Origin of the sequence: Candidatus Ancaeobacter aquaticus, assembly GCA_030765405.1 — a bacterium.
In the GTDB taxonomy this organism is placed as follows: domain Bacteria; phylum Auribacterota; class Ancaeobacteria; order Ancaeobacterales; family Ancaeobacteraceae; genus Ancaeobacter; species Ancaeobacter aquaticus.
Window position 1 is genome coordinate 19442 of the sequence record JAVCCP010000060.1, and the last position, 23053, is coordinate 42494.

The 23053-nt window shown below is 40.2% G+C and carries 24 protein-coding genes; 5 read left to right on the forward strand and 19 right to left on the reverse strand.

Annotated elements, in window-relative coordinates:
* Positions 1–17: 17 nt before the first annotated feature.
* The 4 genes from P9M13_07985 to P9M13_08000 form a co-directional block, all read right to left on the reverse strand.
* The gene (locus P9M13_07985) at positions 18–1346 is read right to left on the reverse strand and encodes an MFS transporter (protein ID MDP8263226.1); all 1329 of its coding nucleotides are present in this window, start codon (positions 1344–1346) and stop codon (positions 18–20) included.
* Between the two features lie 231 nt (positions 1347–1577).
* The gene (locus P9M13_07990) at positions 1578–2471 is read right to left on the reverse strand and encodes a GGDEF domain-containing protein (GenBank protein ID MDP8263227.1); all 894 of its coding nucleotides are present in this window, start codon (positions 2469–2471) and stop codon (positions 1578–1580) included.
* Positions 2472–2484: 13 nt separating this feature from the next.
* Positions 2485–3543: a tetratricopeptide repeat protein gene (locus P9M13_07995; protein ID MDP8263228.1), complete on the reverse strand. Its 1059-nt coding sequence runs from the start codon at positions 3541–3543 to the stop codon at positions 2485–2487.
* 16 nt (positions 3544–3559) lie between these two features.
* On the reverse strand, positions 3560–3973 hold the full coding sequence (locus P9M13_08000; GenBank protein ID MDP8263229.1) for a hypothetical protein: 414 nt from the start codon (positions 3971–3973) through the stop codon (positions 3560–3562).
* 205 nt (positions 3974–4178) lie between these two features.
* Between P9M13_08000 and P9M13_08005 the strand changes: the two genes are divergently transcribed.
* The gene (locus tag P9M13_08005; GenBank protein ID MDP8263230.1) at positions 4179–5123 is read left to right on the forward strand and encodes a 1-phosphofructokinase family hexose kinase; all 945 of its coding nucleotides are present in this window, start codon (positions 4179–4181) and stop codon (positions 5121–5123) included.
* Between the two features lie 34 nt (positions 5124–5157).
* Here P9M13_08005 and pgl read toward each other — a convergent pair whose 3' ends face one another.
* The 4 genes from pgl to P9M13_08025 are packed head-to-tail and all read right to left on the reverse strand — an operon-like array spanning position 5158 to position 8078.
* Entirely contained in the window at positions 5158–5892 is a 735-nt protein-coding gene (gene pgl / locus P9M13_08010; protein ID MDP8263231.1) for a 6-phosphogluconolactonase, read from the reverse strand.
* Positions 5889–7436 carry a glucose-6-phosphate dehydrogenase gene (gene zwf, locus P9M13_08015; GenBank protein ID MDP8263232.1) on the reverse strand — a complete coding sequence of 516 codons (1548 nt, stop codon included), beginning with the start codon at positions 7434–7436 and terminating at the stop codon, positions 5889–5891. Before zwf ends, pgl begins: the two co-directional genes overlap by 4 nt.
* A 6-nt stretch (positions 7437–7442) precedes the next feature.
* Positions 7443–7865, reverse strand: a complete 423-nt coding sequence (locus P9M13_08020; protein ID MDP8263233.1) for a hypothetical protein — start codon at positions 7863–7865, stop codon at positions 7443–7445.
* 21 nt (positions 7866–7886) lie between these two features.
* A complete protein-coding gene (locus P9M13_08025) occupies positions 7887–8078 on the reverse strand; it encodes a hypothetical protein (GenBank protein ID MDP8263234.1) in 192 nt (63 codons plus the stop codon).
* A 192-nt stretch (positions 8079–8270) separates the two neighbouring features.
* On the opposite strand from P9M13_08025, the gene P9M13_08030 reads away from it, so the two are divergent.
* Entirely contained in the window at positions 8271–8738 is a 468-nt protein-coding gene (locus P9M13_08030; protein MDP8263235.1) for a nuclear transport factor 2 family protein, read from the forward strand.
* A 44-nt stretch (positions 8739–8782) separates the two neighbouring features.
* Here P9M13_08030 and P9M13_08035 read toward each other — a convergent pair whose 3' ends face one another.
* Positions 8783–10492 carry a SpoIIE family protein phosphatase gene (locus tag P9M13_08035; GenBank protein MDP8263236.1) on the reverse strand — a complete coding sequence of 570 codons (1710 nt, stop codon included), beginning with the start codon at positions 10490–10492 and terminating at the stop codon, positions 8783–8785.
* A gap of 290 nt (positions 10493–10782) precedes the next feature.
* Entirely contained in the window at positions 10783–11448 is a 666-nt protein-coding gene (locus P9M13_08040) for a hypothetical protein (GenBank protein ID MDP8263237.1), read from the reverse strand.
* 119 nt (positions 11449–11567) lie between these two features.
* On the opposite strand from P9M13_08040, the gene P9M13_08045 reads away from it, so the two are divergent.
* Together P9M13_08045 and P9M13_08050 are read left to right on the forward strand one after the other, a co-directional pair.
* A complete protein-coding gene (locus tag P9M13_08045) occupies positions 11568–12125 on the forward strand; it encodes a hypothetical protein (GenBank protein ID MDP8263238.1) in 558 nt (185 codons plus the stop codon).
* 41 nt (positions 12126–12166) lie between these two features.
* Positions 12167–12922: a PD-(D/E)XK nuclease family protein gene (locus P9M13_08050; protein MDP8263239.1), complete on the forward strand. Its 756-nt coding sequence runs from the start codon at positions 12167–12169 to the stop codon at positions 12920–12922.
* Here the strand turns inward: P9M13_08050 and P9M13_08055 are convergent, their stop codons facing one another.
* The 5 genes from P9M13_08055 to P9M13_08075 all read right to left on the reverse strand — a co-directional run bounded on the left by P9M13_08055 (position 12923) and on the right by P9M13_08075 (position 16680).
* Positions 12923–13108, reverse strand: a complete 186-nt coding sequence (locus P9M13_08055) for a hypothetical protein (protein ID MDP8263240.1) — start codon at positions 13106–13108, stop codon at positions 12923–12925. It lies immediately after the preceding gene.
* A 64-nt stretch (positions 13109–13172) separates the two neighbouring features.
* On the reverse strand, positions 13173–14372 hold the full coding sequence (locus tag P9M13_08060) for a hypothetical protein (GenBank protein MDP8263241.1): 1200 nt from the start codon (positions 14370–14372) through the stop codon (positions 13173–13175).
* A gap of 46 nt (positions 14373–14418) precedes the next feature.
* Positions 14419–15456, reverse strand: coding sequence for a hypothetical protein (locus P9M13_08065; GenBank protein ID MDP8263242.1), 1038 nt, complete (start codon positions 15454–15456; stop codon positions 14419–14421).
* 41 nt (positions 15457–15497) lie between these two features.
* Positions 15498–15965, reverse strand: coding sequence for a MauE/DoxX family redox-associated membrane protein (locus P9M13_08070; protein ID MDP8263243.1), 468 nt, complete (start codon positions 15963–15965; stop codon positions 15498–15500).
* A gap of 142 nt (positions 15966–16107) precedes the next feature.
* Positions 16108–16680: a nitroreductase family protein gene (locus tag P9M13_08075; protein ID MDP8263244.1), complete on the reverse strand. Its 573-nt coding sequence runs from the start codon at positions 16678–16680 to the stop codon at positions 16108–16110.
* Between the two features lie 265 nt (positions 16681–16945).
* On the opposite strand from P9M13_08075, the gene P9M13_08080 reads away from it, so the two are divergent.
* The gene (locus P9M13_08080; protein MDP8263245.1) at positions 16946–17677 is read left to right on the forward strand and encodes a DUF4197 domain-containing protein; all 732 of its coding nucleotides are present in this window, start codon (positions 16946–16948) and stop codon (positions 17675–17677) included.
* A gap of 80 nt (positions 17678–17757) precedes the next feature.
* On the opposite strand, the gene P9M13_08085 is transcribed toward P9M13_08080, so the two are convergent.
* The 4 genes from P9M13_08085 to P9M13_08100 form a co-directional block, all read right to left on the reverse strand.
* A complete protein-coding gene (locus P9M13_08085) occupies positions 17758–19197 on the reverse strand; it encodes an alpha/beta fold hydrolase (GenBank protein ID MDP8263246.1) in 1440 nt (479 codons plus the stop codon).
* Between the two features lie 244 nt (positions 19198–19441).
* A complete protein-coding gene (locus P9M13_08090; GenBank protein ID MDP8263247.1) occupies positions 19442–20215 on the reverse strand; it encodes a PEP-CTERM sorting domain-containing protein in 774 nt (257 codons plus the stop codon).
* A 318-nt stretch (positions 20216–20533) separates the two neighbouring features.
* Positions 20534–22372, reverse strand: coding sequence for a V-type ATP synthase subunit A (locus tag P9M13_08095; GenBank protein MDP8263248.1), 1839 nt, complete (start codon positions 22370–22372; stop codon positions 20534–20536).
* Positions 22362–23030: a DUF2764 family protein gene (locus P9M13_08100; GenBank protein MDP8263249.1), complete on the reverse strand. Its 669-nt coding sequence runs from the start codon at positions 23028–23030 to the stop codon at positions 22362–22364. The genes P9M13_08095 and P9M13_08100 overlap by 11 nt, the downstream gene beginning before the upstream one ends.
* Positions 23031–23053: the final 23 nt, after the last annotated feature.

Genomic DNA, 23053 nt, shown 5'->3' on the forward strand with positions numbered 1-23053 from the left:
CAAATTAATATATGGTCTTATGCCGCTATTTGTTCTTTATATTCTTCCGGGCCCTTGTCACATACACGCAACACAAGTATCGCGCTTACGATCATACATATACCCCCGGATACAACTCCAAGAGTACGATTATCACCAAGAATATGACCCATAATCCACCCAAAGAAAAGAGAGATGATAATTTCCGGTATTGTGATAAACAAATTAAACACTCCCATGAATACACCCATCTTTTCTGGAGGTAAAACATCGGCAAGAATAGAATAAGGGATAATCATAACACCAGCGTACATTACACCGACACCAGCCATCGCAAGAATAAGCATATATTGATTTTTTATAAAATAAATGCTGATAAGGCCTGTTGCGCCGCATAAGAGACAAAGAATGAATGTTCCTTTACGGGTCAGTATTTTCGTAATATACGGTATTACCATTGACACAAAAAAACAGACAACACCGTACGCACCAAAACACACGCCTGCCCATTCAACACCTTCTATATATACATGTGACCCCTGTTCGGTCGCACCAAACACATGACGGGCAACAGTTACCGGAAAATACATGAACATACAGAATAAACCCATCCATGCAAATACTTGTACCCAGGCAAGCTGTTTCATCGTTGCGGGCATTTTCCCCAAATCTGATACCATCTCTTTAAAGCCTACCATCATTCCGGTCTTTTCATTTCTCATCTTGTTGAATGCTTCCATATCTTCCGGAGGATATTCCTTCGCGGTAAACACTGTCCACAATATACACACCATAAACACGCCTGCGCCGATATAAAATGAAAGTTTTACCACCCAAGGAACACCATGTGCACCAACTGTCTGCGTAAATCCAAAAACATGCTCCAATACATACGGTAACGTTGACGCCAATACTGACCCCATTGCAATTAAAACACTTTGGACAGCATAGCCCTTTGTCATTTGGTTTTTATTTAAATTGTCAGCGACAATTGCGCGAAACGGGCCCATGCTTACATTCACCGATCCATCAAGTATCCACAAAAGTCCCGCAGCCATCCACAAAGCGGCACTATTAGGCATAAGAACAAGTGCACAGGAAGCGAGTATCGCGCCGACAAGAAAGAACGGTTTACGGCGACCTAATTTACACCATGTACGATCGCTCCACCTTCCAATGATTGGCTGGATCAAGAGCCCGGTCATTGGTCCTGCTAGCCAAAGTATTGGTATTTGAGAAGGACTTGCGCCCAAATATTCATATATCGCGCTCATGTTGGCCATCTGCAAACCCCACCCGAATTGAATACCAAAAAAACCGAAACTCATGTTCCAGATTTGCCAAAAGCTCAAGCGTGGTCTTTCCATCTTCGTCTCTCCCTGTTTTATTTATTGTCCGGATTATTATACTCAGGGAGAGATTTCTCACCCCCTTATAAAAAAAAGGAAGAATCATATAGATTCTTCCTTTTTTTTATTTATGTATTCATCGGCATTCTATGATCGTGCCTCGCGTTATGTTTGTAATATTTATCGCTATTATATAGCAATACGAGTGATTTTACAATACAACTTTTTGATTTAGTAAACGTGTTATGCCTATTCCTCTACTGCTTCAAGCGATACTGTTTGCTCCATGTTCAGTTGTTTAACCATATTCTTTCCGCTTGCTTTTGCTTCATACATAAGCGTATCAGCATGCTTAAGCAGCACATCTAAAGTCAACAAATGGTCTACGTCTGACACTGTCACCGCGCCAATGCTTAACGTTACGCTCATTTTCCTCTCTTGCATTATGTCTTCAAATGCTTTTTTTATCCTTTCAACAGCAATAAACGCTTCATCAAAACTTGTTTCGGGATATAATACGGCAAACTCATCTCCGCCGAGACGACCAACAACATCGGTATTTCTTACCGAACGTTTTATGGCTTCTGCGACATCGCATAAAAGTCTGTCTCCTGTCTTATGACCATTGTCATCATTTACTTTCTTAAAATTATCTACGTCAAGATACACAAGCGTCAGGGGATGATGATAACGAAATGCGCGGTTCACTTCATTCTGTGCCATTTCACAAAAAAAACGCCTATTGGCTAACTGCGTGAGAAAATCTGTACGCGCTTGTACTTTTTCTCTGTCTAAAGATTCTTTAAATTCGGATAGAATACGAATAATAATAAGAAAAAACACACCGTTAACAACTATGTTCCAATAAGGAATGAGTGTGTCAATATATGACCGAGACATGACAACATCGCCAATCACCCATGAGACGATACACAACGCCAAAACAAAAACACCAGCGATTGCATTGATATACCACACGGTAAAAAAGAGCGGTATGAGATAAAATACAGTGAACGCGAGCTGCATGTGGGCATATGCATCCATTATTCCGAGGATAGCAACAAGGAGGGCAGATAAGACTAATATTGAATACGGAGAAAAAGATTTTTCTTCTATGCTATTATCTCGGAGTATGTATTTCATCTCGTTTCAGCTCTTATTGCTTCTTTTTTTTGTAATAGGTATCAAGAAGTTTTAGTAATCGCGCAGGTACCCGATACCCTAATTGCATGGCTTTATCTAAATCTTCTTTACACGCATCAAACTTTTTCTTAACACTGTACGCTACCCCTCTATTATAATACGCTTCGGCAAACTGAGGGTTCAAATCTACCGCCTTTGAATAATCCGCAATCGCTTTATCATAGTCTTTTTTCTTGTAATACGAAACACCTCGATTATGATACACAAAAAATATGTTAGGATCTATTTGTATCGCTTTACTGTAATCTGAAAGAGATTCTTCAATATTACTTTTTTTGTATTCTGCAACACCTCGATTACTATACGCAAGCGCACTCTTGGGATTTGCCTCTATTGCGCTGGTATAAGCAGCATGCGCATCATCAACTTTATTCAGCGCCATACATATGTCACCTTTTCCCATATGCACAAGGCTGTTTCGCGGATCAATGGTAAGTGCCTGTGTATAATCATTAAGTGCATTATCATAGTCTTTCATTCCTGCATACACGCTTGCCCGTCCAATATATGATTTTACATAAAGCGGATTAATTGCAATCGCTTTTGTAAAGTCATTGACCGCTTCTGTTGTGCTCCCTGTTGCTGAATAAGTTAATCCCCTATTGTGGTACAGTATTGCGCGGTTAGGACTGCACTGAATAGCGTTATTAAAATCTGAAAGCGCTTTTTCATACTGGCCGGCGTCAAAATGCATGAGCCCTCGGTTATTGTACGCAAGATCAATTTGAGGATTCAATGTTATCGCTGAGGTATAATCACTCATTGCCTTATCATTTTCACCCCATTGAGTGTACAGTAACCCTCGATTATAATATGCGAGCGCGTTTTCAGGATCGTTCTCTATAATCTCATTAACGTGCGCAAACGCTTCTTCATACATACCTTTTTTATACTTGTCGACAACCTCGACAAGTGATGCGTTGTCACTATCGGCTTGTGTACCGCCTTCACAAGCTGCCGTACCGGCAACGCTGATACATAGTAAGAGACATAGATATACCTGTCTTTTCATATTCTCTCAGAACCTCTTATCCCTGTAACACATTCAGTGCTTTTGCATTATCATTTGTTGATAATACCAGTCGCGATGACGATGCGCTTCCTGCAGTAGTCCCAGACACATGCTGCAGATCTATACCGTTTTGGGCAAGCGTCTCACAAAACTCCTGCAGTATGCCCGTTTTATTTTCTAAGTCAACGATCACCACTTCTTTTTCGCTTATAGCGTCATATCCTGCAGCCTTTAAAGTTTCAGATGCCGCATCATTATTATCTGTCACTATAATTACTTCTGCATCACTGGTATTATCCTTTTTATATCCAGCTATTGCTTCAATATTTATTCCTTTTCCTGCCACTAAAGATGCTATTTTTGCCAGACCGCCAATTTCATTCTTTATGACAATAAGTAACTCTTTTGACAAAACTGCATTCTGTCCCATATATACCTCCCTTATTTCGTGGTTCGGTTATCATCATGATTCGGTTATCACACATGGTTATACGTGCTCACCATCACACAGATGAATTATACCCCTACACTCCATATTCTTGAAGATAAATATTATAGATTTTCCCAGATTGCGTTCATATTGTTGAAAATATTTTTTTGCTTTATCGTTATTTATTGATATACTGTTATATCTTATGAAAACATCTATTCTTACGATAACATTAAATCCGGCTATCGATAAAACACTCATCGTTCCACATTTCAAAATTGGTAATGAATCTCGTGAACAAGGACTTACTCTGAGTGCCGGCGGTAAAGGCCTGAACGTATCGCGCGTATTGAAACATCTTGGATTAGCAAACACTGCCGCGGGCTTTGCGGGCGGGTCTCATGCGACATTCTTAAAAAGACAGCTTACAGAAGAAAAAATACATTACTATTTCTGCCCCATAGAAAATAATTCCCGTACCAGTGTTACGATTATTGATCCATTGGGAAATACAATTACCCGTATCATGGAAAACGGGCCCGTTATATCAGCTAAAGAAGCGGCAGCTTTCATGCAACGGATTAGGGAGATTATTCCCAATTACCACTATATTGTTATATCCGGCAAGAACGCTCCCGGCCTCCCTGATACAATGTACGCCGATCTTTTAGGTGTCGCCAAGAAACACAACTTGTTCACCGTGCTTGATACGAGCGGCAAGCCATATGCATGCGGCCTCAAGAAAAAACCGTTTATGATCGCGCCAAATCTTAAGGAAGCCGAGGAGGCAACAGGAAACACATCGCTTACCCTGAAAAAAATAAAACAGACGTTAGTTGGTTTTCACCGGGCTGGCATTAAGATCGCTACCGTCACTATGGGCCCACGCGGCGCAATGGCATACAACGGAAAAGAAATGCTCCATGCGATTCCTCCCCGCGTAGACAGAAAAAATCCTGTCGGATGCGGAGATGCATTCATCGCAGGATTTATTGCCTCACATGCTGAAGGGAATGACTTTGCTAAAAATGTCCGTATGGCTACCGCATGCGGGACTGCAAACGTGTTGAGCATAAAACCAGGCCTTGTAACACCGCGGGTCGTGAAACAAATCTTTAAAGAGGTACAGGTAAAAGCAGTTACACTATAATCGCATACACGTAAAAGAATACCCCTTTATCCTATCACATATACCAAGCAGCTTCTTTATCTACCAAATAAGTCACTATTCCATCTTGCAGGCGAATCAACGCCGCAGGTAAATCACACGCGGTGTTTTTTAATACTTTTACCACCTGATAAGCTTTATCTTTGCCGCTCATGAGAAAGACAATGTGCTTTGCCTGATTCAGTACCGGAAAAGTAAGTGTAATGCGCTCATGGTTCACGGTATCGTTTTTAACTGAAACGACCCACCTTTTTCGTTCACTAAGTGATGTCAGTCCCGGAAAAAGTGATGCAGTATGTCCATCACCACCAATCCCAAGAAACATAAGATCAAACCGGGGAAACTGTATATTGCGCGCACAGAAAAATTCTTTTATAGCATCTTCATATCCTCGTGCAGCATTTTCAGCAGTATTGTTTTCTACCGGTACGCGCACAACATGTGCAGGAATAATGCCAAGAGGTTTTACCATATTCTCATATATTGATTTATAGTTATTATCATCATGATCAATGCCAACATATCGTTCGTCAACTTGAAAAATATAGGTATCTTTCCAGGGAAGCTCTTTTTTGAGTGTTGCACATTTCTGATATAATGGAATAGGTGTACTTCCGCCGGATAACGCGACAGTGAAATATCCTTTTTCTTCAATTGCTTCTGCAGCCGTTTCTTTCCAGGTGGTAAGTGCCGCATCAATAAGACTATTGCGGTCAGGTACAATTTGAATTATTTTGTTTTCCGCGCTCACAGTGGTCTCCACAGCCGGCCATCTTTCTCTAGCAATTTATCAGCACCTTTCGGCCCCATACTACCGGCAGTATATAACGGGATATCCTCTGCATATGTTTTTTCCCATCGAGCGATGATCGGATCGACAATGTCCCACATAGCCAAAATACCGTCTTGCCGCGCAAACAGCATTAAATCTCCCTTAATGCAATCGATGAGCAACCTCTCATAATCAGGATTTCTTTTTGTATTAAATATTTTTTCATAATTAAAAAGCATATCTACAGGGCAGGTTCTGTTTCCCTGTCCGGGGTATTTCACGCTGAACTGCAGGGATATTTCCTGCTGTGGCTGGATATTAAAGACTAACGTGTTTGGTTCAGTATTGTCACATGTGCGGCCAAATAGTTTTAACGGTGGATATTTAAACTCTATACTGATCTGGGTAGTGCGTTTTGCCAGCCGTTTACCGCTACGAACATAAAATGGCACACCTGACCAGCGCCAATTGTCTATATAGAATGTCCCGGCAAAATATGTAGGCATACAAGAAGATGGAGAAACATTCTTTTCCCGCCGGTACGCGTTTACAGCCTTACCGCTAATATCGCCTTCTGCATACTGTCCCGCGACGGTATGCAGATCAATATAGGAATCATCCATTTTTCGCAATTCGTGAACCACCTTTATCTTTTCGTCTCGAACATAATCCGCCTCCATCCCTACGGGAGGCTCCATCGCAACAAGCGCTATAAGCTGCATCATGTGGTTTTGAATAATGTCCTGAAGGATTCCCGCCTGTTCATAAAACACGCCGCGATTCTCAATACCAATTTCTTCAGCTACTGTTATCTGCACATGATTAATATAATCTCTATTCCACACAGGTTCAAAGATAGTGTTTGTGAACCTAAAAAACAGTATGTTCTGTACACTTTCTTTCCCTAAATAATGATCTATGCGATACACCTGTTTTTCATTAAAAGCTTTTAATATACAGTTATTGAGTTCTTCTGCTGATTTTTTGTCACGACCAAAAGGTTTTTCTATAACGATTTTTGCATTCGCTTTGCTCCTGCACAGGTTTAATTTTGCTAACCGGTCAATGATCGGCGGAACAGCTTCAGGTGGTACTGCTAAATAATATATGAGGTTATCGCATTTATTCCTATTGCACAATTCGGTTACTCGGCAGGACAGCGTGTCATAGGTCCCGTCAACAGTCTCATGAGCCTGTTCAAAGAAAAGATTTTCGCAAAAAGCGCTGCATTTTTCTACATCATACATGTCCGGCGAAAATGTTTTAATGGCATCATGGGCGACTTTTCGATACTCGTCAGTTGATAGTTTCGTTCGCGCAAAACCAAGTATTGAAAAAGACTGGATAAGGTTCTCACAAAACAAATGGTATAGCGACGGTAACAGCTTTCTTGTGCTGAGATCTCCCGCCCCACCGAAAATAACCATGGTAAACGGCCCAACCTTGAAATCATCTAAAGATATGTCACAACTTTGCAAAAACGGGCTTTGCACTTCAGTTGAGATCTTTTTCTCTGCCGTCATAGTGTGTTACTCACATTTTCTTGCTGTTGGCTTATACTTAAGAAAAGAAGCTTCAACACGGCTGATTTCCTGGACATAGGTATTTTCACGCCCATGTTCACTTTTCACATTTTTATTTTTTCTCTGGTACGAATTCCAATCCGTTGATTCGCCTCGCGCAATCTTGCCAAACTGCTGAATAAGTATCGCGTCAGCGCCTCGCATTTTTGCTTCCGCCAGCAGGTTATCCTGTATTGCACTGCCTGAGCCACTTGCAATAGCTTTCCCCATAACAATATAGTCACGAGGAATGTCTTCCTGATTAAAATAATAATCCACATATTGTGTACGAGGATAAGTTTGGCCAACATATTCAACCGTTGCACAGCCTGCCATAAAAACTACACTCAAAAACGCTACGGCCGCACATAGTGATCTTAAACGAAACATCTAATACTCCATCATAAAATATTATTTGTTTTCTATTTTTTTATCTTTTTTAAATGCCCAGTATCCAAGCAAAAACAAATTCACCGGTGTTATTAAAGACAGTATACCGTACAGTATCGGGTTCCTGCCGTTTTTCTCTGCTATCTTACCAAAACATACACCGATATATATCGTAATAACAGTAATCAGTACTCCTTGAAGAAATTCTTCCATATTTCCCTCCTTCATACGTTTTGTATACAGATTTTATTTATTTATATTATACAGCATTGATACTACTGGTGCGAGTTTATTATTCTATAAAGTAACAGAAATAGCTATTCCTATTGTCGCTGGCACTATGGTATTATATCGTTACATTATTCAGTTATCCGTCTTACTCTTAACATAAGGAGATCGTGCACTATGAAAAAGTTTTTATGGATACTCATTGTCATTGCCATTGTTGTCTTAGGAGGATACGTTACCTTTACATGGTTTAATCCTTTTGCTAAAAACACACCGCCTGAAATACAGCTCGGAAAAAAACTTGAAGAACAGTTTTGGGTTGATATGACAACACGTAACTGGGGAGCTATTGAAAATAAGCTCGCAGACGGTTTTCAATCCATACATGAAGATGGCGCCCGTAACCGTGATCAAGAAATAAAACTTATTAAAGGGCTTAAACTCGAAAAATATAAACTCTCAAACTTTAAGATAAGCCGTAACGGACCGATTATAGTTGTTACCTACGAAGTTGCTAGCCATCATGAAATTATTGATGGTGACATTATTCCTAAAACACCATCCACTCGTTCAAGTGTATGGCTCATGACGGATAAAGGTTGGCAATGGATACATCACGCTAATCTCGCACGATTAAAAAAGTAACAATAAAAACAACTTATATACAAAATGAAAAGGTATCCCTATTGTTATGCTTTGGGACCGAAATAACGTAACACCATGAGTGTTATATCATCCGATTGAGGAACACCGCGTGTAAATGTATTTATCTCATCTAAGGTATCTACAACTAACTTTTTGACTGTATCTTCTTTATGTGACTCGATTCCATTTCGTAATCGCTGTTCAGAAAATTGTTGGTGGTCAGCGTTAAATGCCTCTGTGACGCCATCCGTGTACATAAAAAATGTATCTCCCGTCGCCAAGGTTAACGTATCCTTTATATATATCGCTTCTTCTAATACACCAACAACCGTACTGCGTGATCCGTTCAAGAAATCAACACTACCGTTTTCCCGAATCACAACCGGTGGATTATGCCCGCCACATGCATACTCTATCACCCCTGTTCTAATATCCATAATACCGCAAAAAATAGTTACGAAAATATAGGAGTCGTTTTCATGCAACAACTCTTTGTTTACCTTATCAAGTATTTCGCTCGGATCCTGTGTTTCTTTTGCAATAGACTTTATAAGTGTTTTAGCGACAGCCATAAAAAGTGACGCGGGAACGCCTTTGCCTGATACATCACCGATTACAAAACAAAAACGGGTTTCATCAATAAAAAAGAAATCGTAAAAATCTCCGCCAACTTCTTTTGCAGGTTTTAAGACTGCGTAAATATCAAATTCTGGCCGATGAGGAAACGCAGGAAATATCTTTGGCACGATACTCATCTGTATGTCATGTGCGATCTTAAGTTCGTGTTCCATACGTTCTTTTATTGCTGTTGTTTCTTTCAATCGTTGAATGTAATCTTTTAGATCCTTCACCATCTTGTTAAAAGACACGGCAAGATCACCGACCTCGTCGCGTGAAGTGATACGCTGTTCATATGATAAATCTCCTCGTGAAACTTTATCAACACCTTCATGGAGATCATGTAATGGCCGCATCATAACAGTTGTGATCCTCGAAACGACAAAGGCCACCATTATAAGCAAGACCACCATCATTGAGATCAATTTCCATTGCAGTGCCGCAATCGCTTTTTGGGCCTTGTCCATTGATAGACCAATACGAAACGCACCCCAATGTCTCTCTTTTATAATTATTGGAGATGATATGTCCCAGATAACGTCACCCATGTCACGTTCATAAATTTGTCTAAGGTATGATTCTTTACGGTTCTCACATACTGTTTTTGCAACACGATCAGTATATATCCGTTTACACCTGCTGTATGCGCGATCAATCGCAAAATCACCGGTAAGCGGTTTGCTGTAAATTGAGTTGTGCGCTGGCGCATACCCTCGCATATCCATTACTGCCGCATACACGAACTGCGGATCTTCTAAAAACTTATCTTCTATCCCAACGATTTTATCATCTAAATAAGTGTCCAATCCTGTCTGGTAATGATATTTTCTCATCGATGCAATATCTTTTGCTGATTCATTACGGTACCCTTCAATCACTTTTTCTGAAAACATCTCAGCAACTAATGTCTGTTCAAATATTTGATCTTCAGTATACACACCGTTATCAATAAGTTCTTCTAAAATCCTACCAATTGATGTCGCACCTATCTTTGCTGCGGTAACACCTTTTTCAAGTATTCTCTCATATAACTGTGTTGAACGGTCATGGACCAAATAATAGGTAAAGACCCCTATGATCATCGTCATGATGAGGATAGTGACACAGGCTAGTCGAACTGATAATTTTTTAAACATTATATATCCCTAATACATTATATTTATTACTCCAGAATTAACTCCCCTTCAGGGATAATTTCCCCTTCGAGGACCAAATCCTTGGAAACGCTCCTCGTTTCCTAAGGGCGACTATAGAAAAAACAACTATCACCATTTCTATCTAAAATCGCTGTGCGATTTCTTCTTGGCATACATCGCGCACATCCCCCCTAGATTTTCTCGGTCTTCGCCTCCAAAATCGTGAAACAGGGGGGATAGTTCGACTATGGTAAATTCGCATAGTTTCACTTGCGACTTTACCAGTCTCACTAAAACCTTACTTTCCCTTTTACTCCAATAACGGTGACCTTACTTTTATCGTTTACCATACTATCAATGTTCATATTCTCTTTATTATCCCACTTTACCTGTATATTCGGTGCTATCATCAGATAATCATTCACGTTAAAGGCGTAATCAACTTCTATTTCAACTTTTTCATCTTTAAACCATCTATCGTTATCCAATGATTGCGGGACTTCTTTCTTTGCCGATTTTTTCCCGACAATATCACTGATCCGCCCTACCAATTCATCCCAATAACTATTTCCCTCTTGCGCCTGGTCAGCAAGACCACTCCAGGACATTCGCCTTTGATCAGCTATTTCCCATACATAGCCCACTTTTCGACCACTTATAGAAAAACCTATTGCCGCGGGACTACTCGCGTGCCTACGTGTTTCAGTGTCATTATACACACACTTCACTTTATTAAAGAGATTAACGGTATGAACTCGTTGGCTTAGCAAAAAGAATGGTTCGTAAATAAGGGATAAGTCAGTGAATCTAGGATCAACTGTTTCGCGATCAATAGCATAAGTTAACACAACGTCAGTTGTCTTTTTTTGCACCTTCAAAGACTGCTTTTCTGATGAATGGCAATCTCCTACTGATCCAGCAATAATACATACAATCAATACAGCATACTTAAGCATAGCTACTATAATACTCCTGTCTTACTATAATTTGCATATCCCATAGTACTTAAAAATAATTACATTGCCAATACATAATTCTGCTTCTATAATTGATGCATCAAACAATAGGAGGGTATATGAATAGTCTACGACTCATTATTATGTTTGTCTCTATCATTTTTGTGTTTTTTGCTGTAACAGGAAAAAGTTTTTCAGACGGTACCTGGGCCGGAAACAAGCAGAAAGGGGGCTGGGCTGGAAACAAGAATAAAGCTACTACTGACCGTTTCGCTAATGAAAAAGCATCAAATGTATGGGCCGGTAGCAAACAGGATATAAAAACTACCACACAATCATTAGACGATACTGATACCTGGGCAGATAACGAACCACCGTTTGAACCCGCTCCGGCAATATCTGACGGTAACTGGGCTGGAGATAAAAAAGATCAGGAGATCGCAACCGAAACATTAGATGAAACTGATACATGGGCCGAAAACGAACCAACTTTTGAACCGCCTCAAGCGATATCCGGGGGTGACGGTAACTGGGCAGGGAAAAAAGTTTCAAATACGACCGGAAGATTTGAAACACCGCAAAAACCACGCTGGGCAGGTGAAAAAATAAGAAAGCAACAAGAAGAAGCTGAAAATGAGCCAGATTCTGGTGTATCCGTACCAATTGACCAACAATAATGAGAGACATTGCGAAAAAATGAGAAAGGTTGCCTACGGCAATGCCAAAAACTGATATAAACGGCTTTAAACGACGATCGAAGAATGTATTTGATCCTAACGCAACGAAACCGTTCAAACTGAGTCGCACAAAACTAGAAAACTTTGTTTGTTGCCCTCGATGCTTTTACCTTGATCGCCGACTCGGCATTGGTGTTCCTCCGGGATTCCCTTTTAACCTTAATTCCGCTGTTGACCATCTTTTCAAAAAAGAATTTGATTCGTATCGCGCACAGAAAAAACCACATCCGCTTATGCTCCAATACAATATAGGAGCGATCCCTTATCAGCATAAGGACCTTGACACATGGCGAGAAAATTTTGTGGGGGTCCAATACTATCACGAGAAAACTAATTTTTTATTATTTGGTGCAGTTGACGACATATGGGAAAAACCAGATGGAGAGCTGATCGTGGTAGATTATAAATCTACCAGCATTAACGGAGAGATCACCTTACATGACGAGTGGAAAGATTCATATAAACGGCAGATGGAAATATACCAGTGGATCTTAAGGAGAAATGGTTTTGCCGTATCAAATACCGGCTATTTTGTGTATGCAAACGGACTCAAGGATCCCGATGGATTTAATGATACTTTGCTATTTAAAACAACCGTGCTCCTCTATACCGGGAACGACTCGTGGATAGAAGATACATTGATCCGTGCGCACGAATGTCTCTCAAGCAACACTATCCCAGAGTACAACTCCGAATGCAGTTTTTGCGCGTATCAAGCACTCACTCATAACGTATAATTATTTTCTGTTTACCAGCGCTATCACACCAAATGCTATCGTAAAAAGTAAACATGTATTCGCAAAACGTAAAAATCCTAGTGGCATAAGACCCATTACAGTTGAAGTGCTGAATATTCTCAGTACCATACCTACAACAAGACTGATCAAAGCAATAACAAGTGCTGCCATTGCGGCTGACTTCATACCTGCCTCCTTTTAACATTATTTCATTTACTCCTGTTAGTAATTGATTTTTTACACTTACCGTCTACTGGGCCCACTGTTTCTTCATCGTGTTGTACACCTTGCGGAAAACTGTTTTATACCAATCACCTTCAGGCTCGATCGCTACTATCCCAAACCATTCTTCGACATCGCTTGGATCGTGCTCTAAAGAATCTTCTTTACCAAATTTCCACCATGAATCCAAATACTCATGGATACACATACCAGCTAACGGTACTTTTGCGGCAATCAATTCTTTCCATGTTTCCTGCAAATACTCTGCATGCTCGTCTTCCGTATTACCGCCATATCCATAATGCGGCGGACCGGTATGTTGAGCGTTCGGAGATTCTGAGAGACCTGTTTCAGTAATAAGAAGCGGTTTATCAGGATATTCTTTCTTAAAGTGTTCGGTCCACATTTCAAATAACGACTTGTTCCTTTTATCTAAATCAATTCTTGATTCTTCCCATATGCCGTACGGATAAATATTATAGCTCCTAAAATCCAAAAAGGGTGTGTCCAATATGTCTTCAGTTCTTACTTCATTCGAATATGAAACTAAATGTGATTGCCCATAATGCACCATTTCATATTCTTTAGTATAATCTGCCATTTCAGCCAAAAAACATTCTGTTGGCGTTGCTCCTTCCTGAGCCGAGACATAGGCACCTTTGTAAGATTTGATCTCGGGATGCAACGTGTCAGTTTTTAACACATTTCTTCGATACAATTCATTACCCACAAGAAATGCAACTATCGGTGGAGGATCGTCCTGTGAGTACACTGAATAAATACGATCAATTGCTATTACTATATTCTTCTTACACTTTTCCTTATATGCCGAGCTCTGATAATCATTTTGAGATGCATCAAACCATACCGTTTGTATAAAACATAACCCGCCAACATCTTTAAGTGCTTTATAGCAAAAGGCGGGAACATCCCAAAACCGAATGGTGTTTGCGCCCATTTCTTTTATATCTCTAATGTCTTTTACTATGCTTTTTTTAAGCTTTTCAGGAAGATCTGTTCGAGGGGATAATTCCCATGGAAGAAAGCCGGGATAAATTGGCACATACACAACACCTTTAATAATTAATGGTGTGCCGTTTTTGAGGATATAATTTTTGCCGGCTGTATAGGTATCTGATGATGTTGTTTTCTGAGCACTGCAATTAATAGAACTAAAACTACTCATCAATATCGCGAGAATTAATATAGTTATACGTTTAGTCGTCACGCAATCGCCTTTCAGCTACAAACAATCAATATGGAACACGTTCATCCTAATACAAAAAGAGCGTGTAAATAAAAAGCGCTATAAATGCTGCCGGAAAAAGAACACGAGACCGTTTATCAATAGATAAAGCGAGCATATCCTTACCTCTCTTTGCTAAGACACTTGTTGTAATAGCTTCGACTAACGCAAAGAAAACAAGCATAGTTGAGCCAAGCATGTACAGATCAAGCCGCGTCAGATAATAGATACGCGGTAAACTATTACTCACCGCATATTGGAACGCTATAATGGTAAGCATTGATGTCGCTGCAACACCGAGCTGAGGCCCTAATTCTTTCGGATCAACCCAGAAAACGATAAAAGACATAAAGACAATAAATATAAGCGGTATAATAAGTCTGAATATATAAAAGCTAGAATATCGTTTTACCGGCACGGTAAAATCTACCGATGTTAATTTTCTGTTTTTCTGATAATCTACAGTGAGGGTCCCAATCTCTGCGGTTAAATCACCCACTTCCCAGTCAGCAATAGATACAGTTTTGCTTCTTCCGGTACCGACTTTCTTGACAGAAAACTTCACTTGCTCTGGAGTATATCCTGCTGCAATAATTTTTATAGGTAGAATATCTTTATCAAACGGAAATTTCTTGAGTTCCATAGGAAGTGAGAAATCCCCAATATATGATTGGAGATAAATAACCTCACCATCTGGTGTAACGGTAACAGTATCTTTAGGATTATATATTTTCTTAAGATTCTTTTGATTGAACACAAATAAACGAGGGTTCCAATGATCACGGAGTGGAAATTTCCGATACGTACCTTCACTCGTTTCAGTCTTATTAGCTAACCGCTCATCTTTCCACTGTGCTGTTATAAAACAGTTTGCTGAAAAGGACTGTTTCATACTGTCTATCTCAAATATATCTACGATATACGCATCAAGTAATACTTCTGTAGGCGTCCCCTTCGGATCGGGACGAACATGGGTCCTTACAATTTCAGCAGATACATAAGATGCGCTCATACATGATACAATAAAAATTAAAAGACTCATTAGTCTTAGTGTTTTTTTGATCATAATTCACCTTTATTGTATTAGGTTATGTGTTTAATACCCCGTCAGACTTTTTTTATATTGTAATCATACACTGTATCAATAATCCACACATACACACAGCCAATAAGGAGAGCTACTTCAATCCATAATGATCCCCATGTACGTATATGCTCTAGATCGATTTTTGTCGTAAAACATCCGCAGTTCAATTCTATACCGCGCACTAATGCTGATATCAATGCCAGAATAAAAAGAAAACACAATCCAGACAGTAGTAGTGCACATGCGCGTGCCCATACATTGAATATAAGAAGTATCCCGACAAATAGTTCTAACCATGAGAGCCACAAAGCTGAAAGCACCGATAGCTCCCATGATAACAGATCAAACTCATTAATGATCTCGGCAAATTGTGCGGGATATAAAATCTTGTCTATACTTGCATATACAAAGAGCCCGCCAATCACTATTCGTGCAATTATCGATATCAAGGATTTAGGATCGCTTGCATAAACAAAGAATCTTTTCATGTGATACATTCCTAGAAAAAGTTAATGTGCACACCACGAAAATGGAACATATTTACCAATATTCCCGTAAGAAGCGAGATAACAAGAAGTATTAATATCTTCAGTGTGTCGTTTGCAATAATTTTTATAAGAAATTTATAATTCATTTTTCCACAATAATATCTTTTAATGTTCTTTTCGGTACATGATGAACGTTTTTATCGTCACGCCAGTATTCAATCTTGCCGTCACTAGGAAGCTCTTCAATAATGACTTCTTCTTTTGGTTTTCCTAACGCTAAAACCATAAAAATGTGATGTTTAGATTTAATATCGAGTTCTTTGCGTAACTCGTCCCTATGTACGGCTGCTATAATGCATCCTCCATAGCCAATCTCAGTCGCTCCAAGCATAATGCTCTGAGCTGCAATACCCGCATCGTGCGGGGACATTCGTGAGACAGGATTATTTGCGAGTATAATGATATACGCTGAGGGCTTCTCGCCAACGTCAGGACCTTTCCATTCTTTGAGATATCCTGCCCACGTCAAATGTGGAAATATCTTTTCATTCATTTCAGGGGTATTTGAAAGAATATATCTCAGAGGCTGCGCATTTGCCGCTGACGGCGACAAACGTGCTAGATCAACGAGATCCTTAAGTGTATCTTCGGAAATTTTTTCATCTTCATAAAACCTTCTGCAACTTCGATTTTTTAAAATAAGATCTTTGAGCACAATGCCCCCTGTTTTTTTATTATATTACACCTTATCGTGCTCATTTGCACTTTTTTATTGCTAATAATCTAATACATATTAAACTATTTTGGGTTATGAATAACAGTAATAAAGTTATGCAACAACTTATTGACGAGTTCTACAAGAAACGAGTATTTTGCAAAGTCAAACTATCCCCCTTTAGAGGCGAAGTTCGAGAAAATCTAGGGGGGATAATATAGTAATAATTGTACCTTTTAAACTCTCTAAAAAATAGGAGGAAAAAATGAAGAAGATAGTACTGTTAACCGTAACATTCTTGATGATCTTGACAATAAACGGCACGAAGTGCCATGCGGGATTTGGCTGGCTTACTGATCTATTAAAACCACTCTCAGAAACAAAGCTCAGTGAAACAAAAATTGCTTCTGGCCTTAAAGAAGCGCTAAAAGTAGCTATTGATAACACAGTTAAAATCGTAGGTAAAACAAATGGCTATCTTGGCAATAATGATATAAGAATACCTGTTCCGGAAAAGCTTCAGATTATTGAAGGACCGCTACGAAGCTTCGGGTTCGCAGAACAGTTAGATGAGTTCACCTTAAGCATGAACCGCGCAGCAGAAAAAGCCGCCCCGTATGCACGTGATGTCTTTATTGATGCCATTATGGATATGTCTGTTTCTGATGCGCAAGGCATACTGAACGGTGGCAATACCGCTGCAACGGATTACTTCAAAACAAAAACAAAACAAAAACTGGTTGATACCTATAGCCCAATTGTGGATAAAGAAATGGATAAGTTTGATGTAACACAAAAGTTTAAAACAATAACCGGTTTTTACGATTCACTGCCAATCAAGCAATCTATTCAAATACCAAATATTAACGATTATGTTGTCGGAAAATCTCTTGATGGCTTGTTCTTTATCATGGGTCAAGAAGAAACAAATATCCGCACTGATCCAAAAGCGCGGGTAACATCACTTTTAAAGCAAGTATTCTCAAAACAAGAATAGAAACGGGATTTTTAGGAACTAATAAAAAAGGAGGAGCATGAAAGCTCCTCCTTTTTGTCTTTACCGCTTTACTCCAAATATTAAAAGGGATACACCCTCTTTGCTTTCGGCAAATCATCATTGTTTTGATTCTGGCTGCCTTGTCCCTGTTGATGAGTTTGTGGCGGCGGAACGTATTGTGGTGTACTCACCGTCGATTTTGGACTCGTGAATGTTGAGTACTTTGTGGAGGTCACTCCGTATCCGTGCTGCATATATACCTTACGTGTTGCAGATTGTGGCTGCATCTGTGTATTCTTTACTGGCGGCGAATAGTACTCTCTATGGTCATCAAGCCATTTACCGATCATGGGATATACTTCCCTTGCCGCTCTACGGCTGATCAAAGAATCATTATGCCCGTACGGGTACATGCCGACAGACGGCCCTAAGAGCACAGCTTGGCAATCAGTTGATCCTACATTATCACGTAAGAATAAAAGATCTTTCGGATTAACAAACGCGTCCCTCTGTCCTGCACACGCTAAAAGGGGCACTTTAATATTCTGAGCTGACCGGGCATAGTTATAACTATTATCCGCTGTTTTAAATTCACCTGAACCAACAAGCTCAAGATATTGCCCCAAAACACCGACTGCAGGTGTGTCTGTACCACTGATTTCAAGACGCCCAATAACATCTCTCTCCATATTTCCTTGATTAAAAAGTAAAGCTCGTCCTTGCTCTTGTGCCATTCGCTTGGCTTTTTCCGCTTCTACCCCACCCTGCAATTCCAACAATCTCAGCCATTGAAGTGTATTAATATATTCATTAACAACATGACCGTCTGCCATGGTAAGTTGCGATCCGATCGTTACAACACCTCGTATATCTCTCCGTTGATATTTTGCCAAATGTGCAAGAAGTATGTTTCCTCCCATACTGTGCCCTACCCAAAAAATGTCCGGTGATCCGGTTTTCTGTTTTACGAACTCTATCGCCGTCGGGACATCATAATTTACGTAATCATCAAACGTCCAGTTTATAAACTTCGGATTTATCGACGCATTAGTCATTTTCGCCTGAGACAACTTAAAAAGCATACCCACACCGCGTATAGCAAGAGAAGTATAATCTTCATTATCAATATTATCTAATATTGCCGGTGTTTCCATGCCCATCTCAGCGATCTTATAGACCCACTTAGTGCTTTTTCCTGCACCGCGCAGTGACATTATCCATACATCATATCCTCTGTCGGCCAGATATTGGGCGAGATTCATCTCACGTGAAAGCATCCAAAAATCGCCGTTGTAGCCTAACCCGTGGCAGAGAATAACCGGCGGATTATCATTTGCTATACCACGTGATGACACATGCTCTATTGCAATCTTCCACCCATCAGGTGTTGCAACATAGTGCGGCTCACTTTTTGTATCATTCTGATCCCCGCCTAGAAAATCAAAAATGAAGGCATGCGCGGATAAAGGATTAAACACTAATCCAAAAGATATAATAAGTATTGAAAATAGTTTCATCATAACTGTACCTGATAGTTTGTTATTCATTTCAGACGTATATATTATACAAATGTTTCATATAGTAGCCAATAGGTATAAAATATAATTAGAGGGTTTTCTGTAGTTCGAAAAGGAAAAAGATGTGCGGAGCTTGTTTTTAAAAGTTCCGCCAAAAGCAGTTAGTTAAAAAGGCGACTCTTTTTTAGCGTTGCGCGGTTATCGTGGTGTACGGCTAGCGTATTCTTTAAAACATTTCCAATACGAATCACAATTTACGAGACACAAGTCGTTTATTTCTCCCGCGAAAATAGGCGAGTCCAAAAAGCCCGAGACCGAAAAGCGCGTACGTAGACGGTTCTGGAACACCGTTGATAGATATCTCATTAAAGTTGGTATAGGTACCAGTATTTCCCTGCACCAAATTCAAAGCTTTAAAATTAGAAATATCAGCGTTATTATAAAATTTGAAATCAGTCTTCGCTAATTCAGCATCCAATTGTGCGGTATATGTACCTTCGCCAAAATCTACGTCTGTTATTGTAATGGTATGGAACTCTCCAGTGGTAACAACATCTGCCAGGTTCTTTCCGGTCCCTGAAGGATATGTATAAGTTTCGAAACCACGTAGATTTAGATTAGAACTCGCGCTATAGAAGGACATCCAAATACCAACGACGCCTGTATCTGAAGCTAATTGAAATCCACCGTAGAATCCACCTCCAGCAGAAAATGCACTTTGTTTCATTTGAATGCTAATACTATCAATAGACGTTAACGTAGTATTAAAGGTTCTATGCGCATCGGTTACAGAGGTACTTGTAGTTAGCTTTCCTGTCTCTAATCCGGCGTCTGTTACAAATGTTATGTTATCATGACCTTTGACCCAATCATCATCCCAATTTGTCCCGCCACCGGAAACACCTATTATATTGGCACTATCCCCGTAAAAACTGAAATCTTCTGTTATTGTGATAGCATAGAGTGGGGAAGTAATACCCACAAAAACAGCCATTGAAATCAGAATAAACAATTTCTTCATATTGTCCCCCAGTAACATTTTTCAATTAAATCGTATGGGGACTTCCTTTTTGGCTTCCCAGTAACGAAAATAATATAAATCCACCTGCTCGTACGCTAAACGACAACCGCTCAACGCCCCTTTGTCATTATCATGCAAAACTATATAATGTCAAGTTTAGAATATTAAAGAATCTCTTGCGTAGTGATAAAGTGAAAAATAATCATACCGATACATTGCAAGTGCGTGGATAAGAATGCTCCTCTTATAATGGGAACATTATAAATATGGAAAAGATATCGTACAATAAAAGTTATTTGCAGAAACAGGATGAACAGCTCACGCTTTACCAGAATACACTTTCGTTGTGCTTGACCTTACCAGATCTTCAATTTCTTTTTTATATTTTTCGTATTCTTTGGATTTAAACGGACTGTAATTCAAATTTTTATAAAGTCCCGTTACCTGTGTAAAGAACTCACGTACTACGTCTTTGTTCTCAAATGAATACTCGTAATAAATTATATATTTTAAAAACGAGAAACTCTCGAGCTGGCGTTCACGGGAAACTGATACATCCACAGGATCGTACGCATCTTGCTGAAGATAGACTATATCCACCAGAGTTGATTTTTGTAACAGCAAATAATCCTCAACTGTTATACCTTCTTCTCCTGTCACCTGCATAAGCTGATTTATATTATCAGCCTGAACGAACAAGTCATACATATCTTTTATGTCCTGCACCCACGTATGACCGAGGTTTTTTGTAAACCAAGGCTCAAGCTGGTGGAGATAACGGGACCAAGAGATTAGCGGATTAATGGCCGGGTAAAACCGCTTGTATGCACGGTCATATGAAAGGCCGAGAAATGTTTTCACTGTCGACAGTGTCGCCTGAGTAACCGGTTCTTCAAAATTACCTCCGGCAGGAGAAACAGTCCCAACCATCGTTAAACTTCCGACCGATCCGTCAGCCGTACGGATAACACCCGCGCGTTCATAGACATTTTTAACAGAGGAGTCAAGATACGCAGGAAATGCCTCTTCTCCCGGGATCTCTTCCATACGTCCAGATGTTTCACGCATCGCCTGCGCCCATCGTGACGTTGAATCGGCTATCACAAGGACATTATACCCCATCTGGCGATAATACTCGCCCATAGTAATGCCTGTGTATAGTGATGACTCACGGGCAGCAACAGGCATAGAAGATGTGTTGCATATAATTATCGTCCTGTCCATGAGAGACCCTCCTGTCTTTGGGTCCTTCATGCTTGGATATTCTGTAATGGTCTCAACCACTTCGCCGGCACGTTCACCGCACGCGATGATGATGACAATATCGACTGTCGAATAACGTGCCATGAGACCCTGCAATACTGTTTTACCGGCACCAAACGGTCCTGGAATACATGCTGTACCACCGCGCGCAATTGGGAAAAAGGCATCAACAATCCTGATTGTAGTAGTCATAGGCTCTTCAGGATAAAGACGTTCAACAAAACGTTCACGCAATAGCCGTTCGGGTATTGCTTTACGCACTGGCCATTTCATTGTAAGCGTGACATCTTGTTCTTTTCCATCAGTGGTTTCAATTTTGGCAACCTTGTCATCAAGCGTAACCTCGCTTTCCTTCTGAATCCATTTAACCGTAACAGGTTCTTTCAGTTTGAATGGCACCATTATCTTGTGAACAAAAATCCCTTCCATCGTTGTACCGATAACACCGCCGGGCTTAACAGTCTCACCAACTTTCACTGACGGTGTAAACCGCCATTTCTTATTTGTATCGAGTGCTCGAACATCACGGCCGCGCGGCAAGAAAAATCCATACTCTTTCGCAAAAATATTTAATGGGTTCTGAAGCCCGTCGAAAACCTGTCCTAAAAGACCCGGTCCCAGCTCAATAGAAAGCATTTGACCTGTCATCTCAACAGTGTCTCCTACGCGAACACCTCCCGTATCTTCGAATACCTGCATATCGGCCTTTTTCCCTGTAATTCGCAGGACCTCTGCGCGGAGACGTTCATCACCGACACATACATAGCCTACCTCATTTTTTTTGATCGAACCTTCAAGAACTTCAATCTGGACAATATTGTCCCGCACAGTAACTACACGCGCGGAAACACTTTTGCCCAGACCATGACCATTATCATTTTTCTTATTGTTCATATTCACTACACACCTCCGCTACAATTTCTTCAAACTTCTTTTCCGCCAACTGGCTGTTAAACGACAACCAATATGCAACCATATTCCATTTAATTACATACCCAAAAACTCCGATAAAACTAAACTCTTCTCCAAACACCAATTCATCAACAACACGCCATATATAGAGCCCGCCATGTTTATCAAGTCCAACAACATCACCGGCCGCAAGAAGTTCTCGCGCGCGCGGTATATATGGAAACGTGGCTGCCATCTTGAAATCAGGATCTGACCAATTCTTTTCAATATTATGAACAAGCGGCCCTAATCCCCACAATTCACCTGATATCGGCGGCGGTAGACCATGCTGTCTACGCCGTAACCAAACCATTACAGTTCGCTGCGTCATTATTGTCTGGATGAATCTTTTCAAATCATTAGACATAGAGAGTGCCATAAGGTCTTCATATTGACGCATGAGCTCTTTAGGACTCTCTTTTACAACCTGCCTTTTCCAAAAAAGAAAAGCTTCGATCCGGGACAGTATATGCGCGTCAGAAGACTCAAGCATCTTCAGCCGCTCATAGAGTCTTTCCTGCGAAATCGGCAGACGGATCGCTTTGTCAAACCGCGGCAAAAGCGGTAAACTGCCAATCAAAGTATAATAATCATTATTCATTCCTTGCATTCCATGTCTTTTTT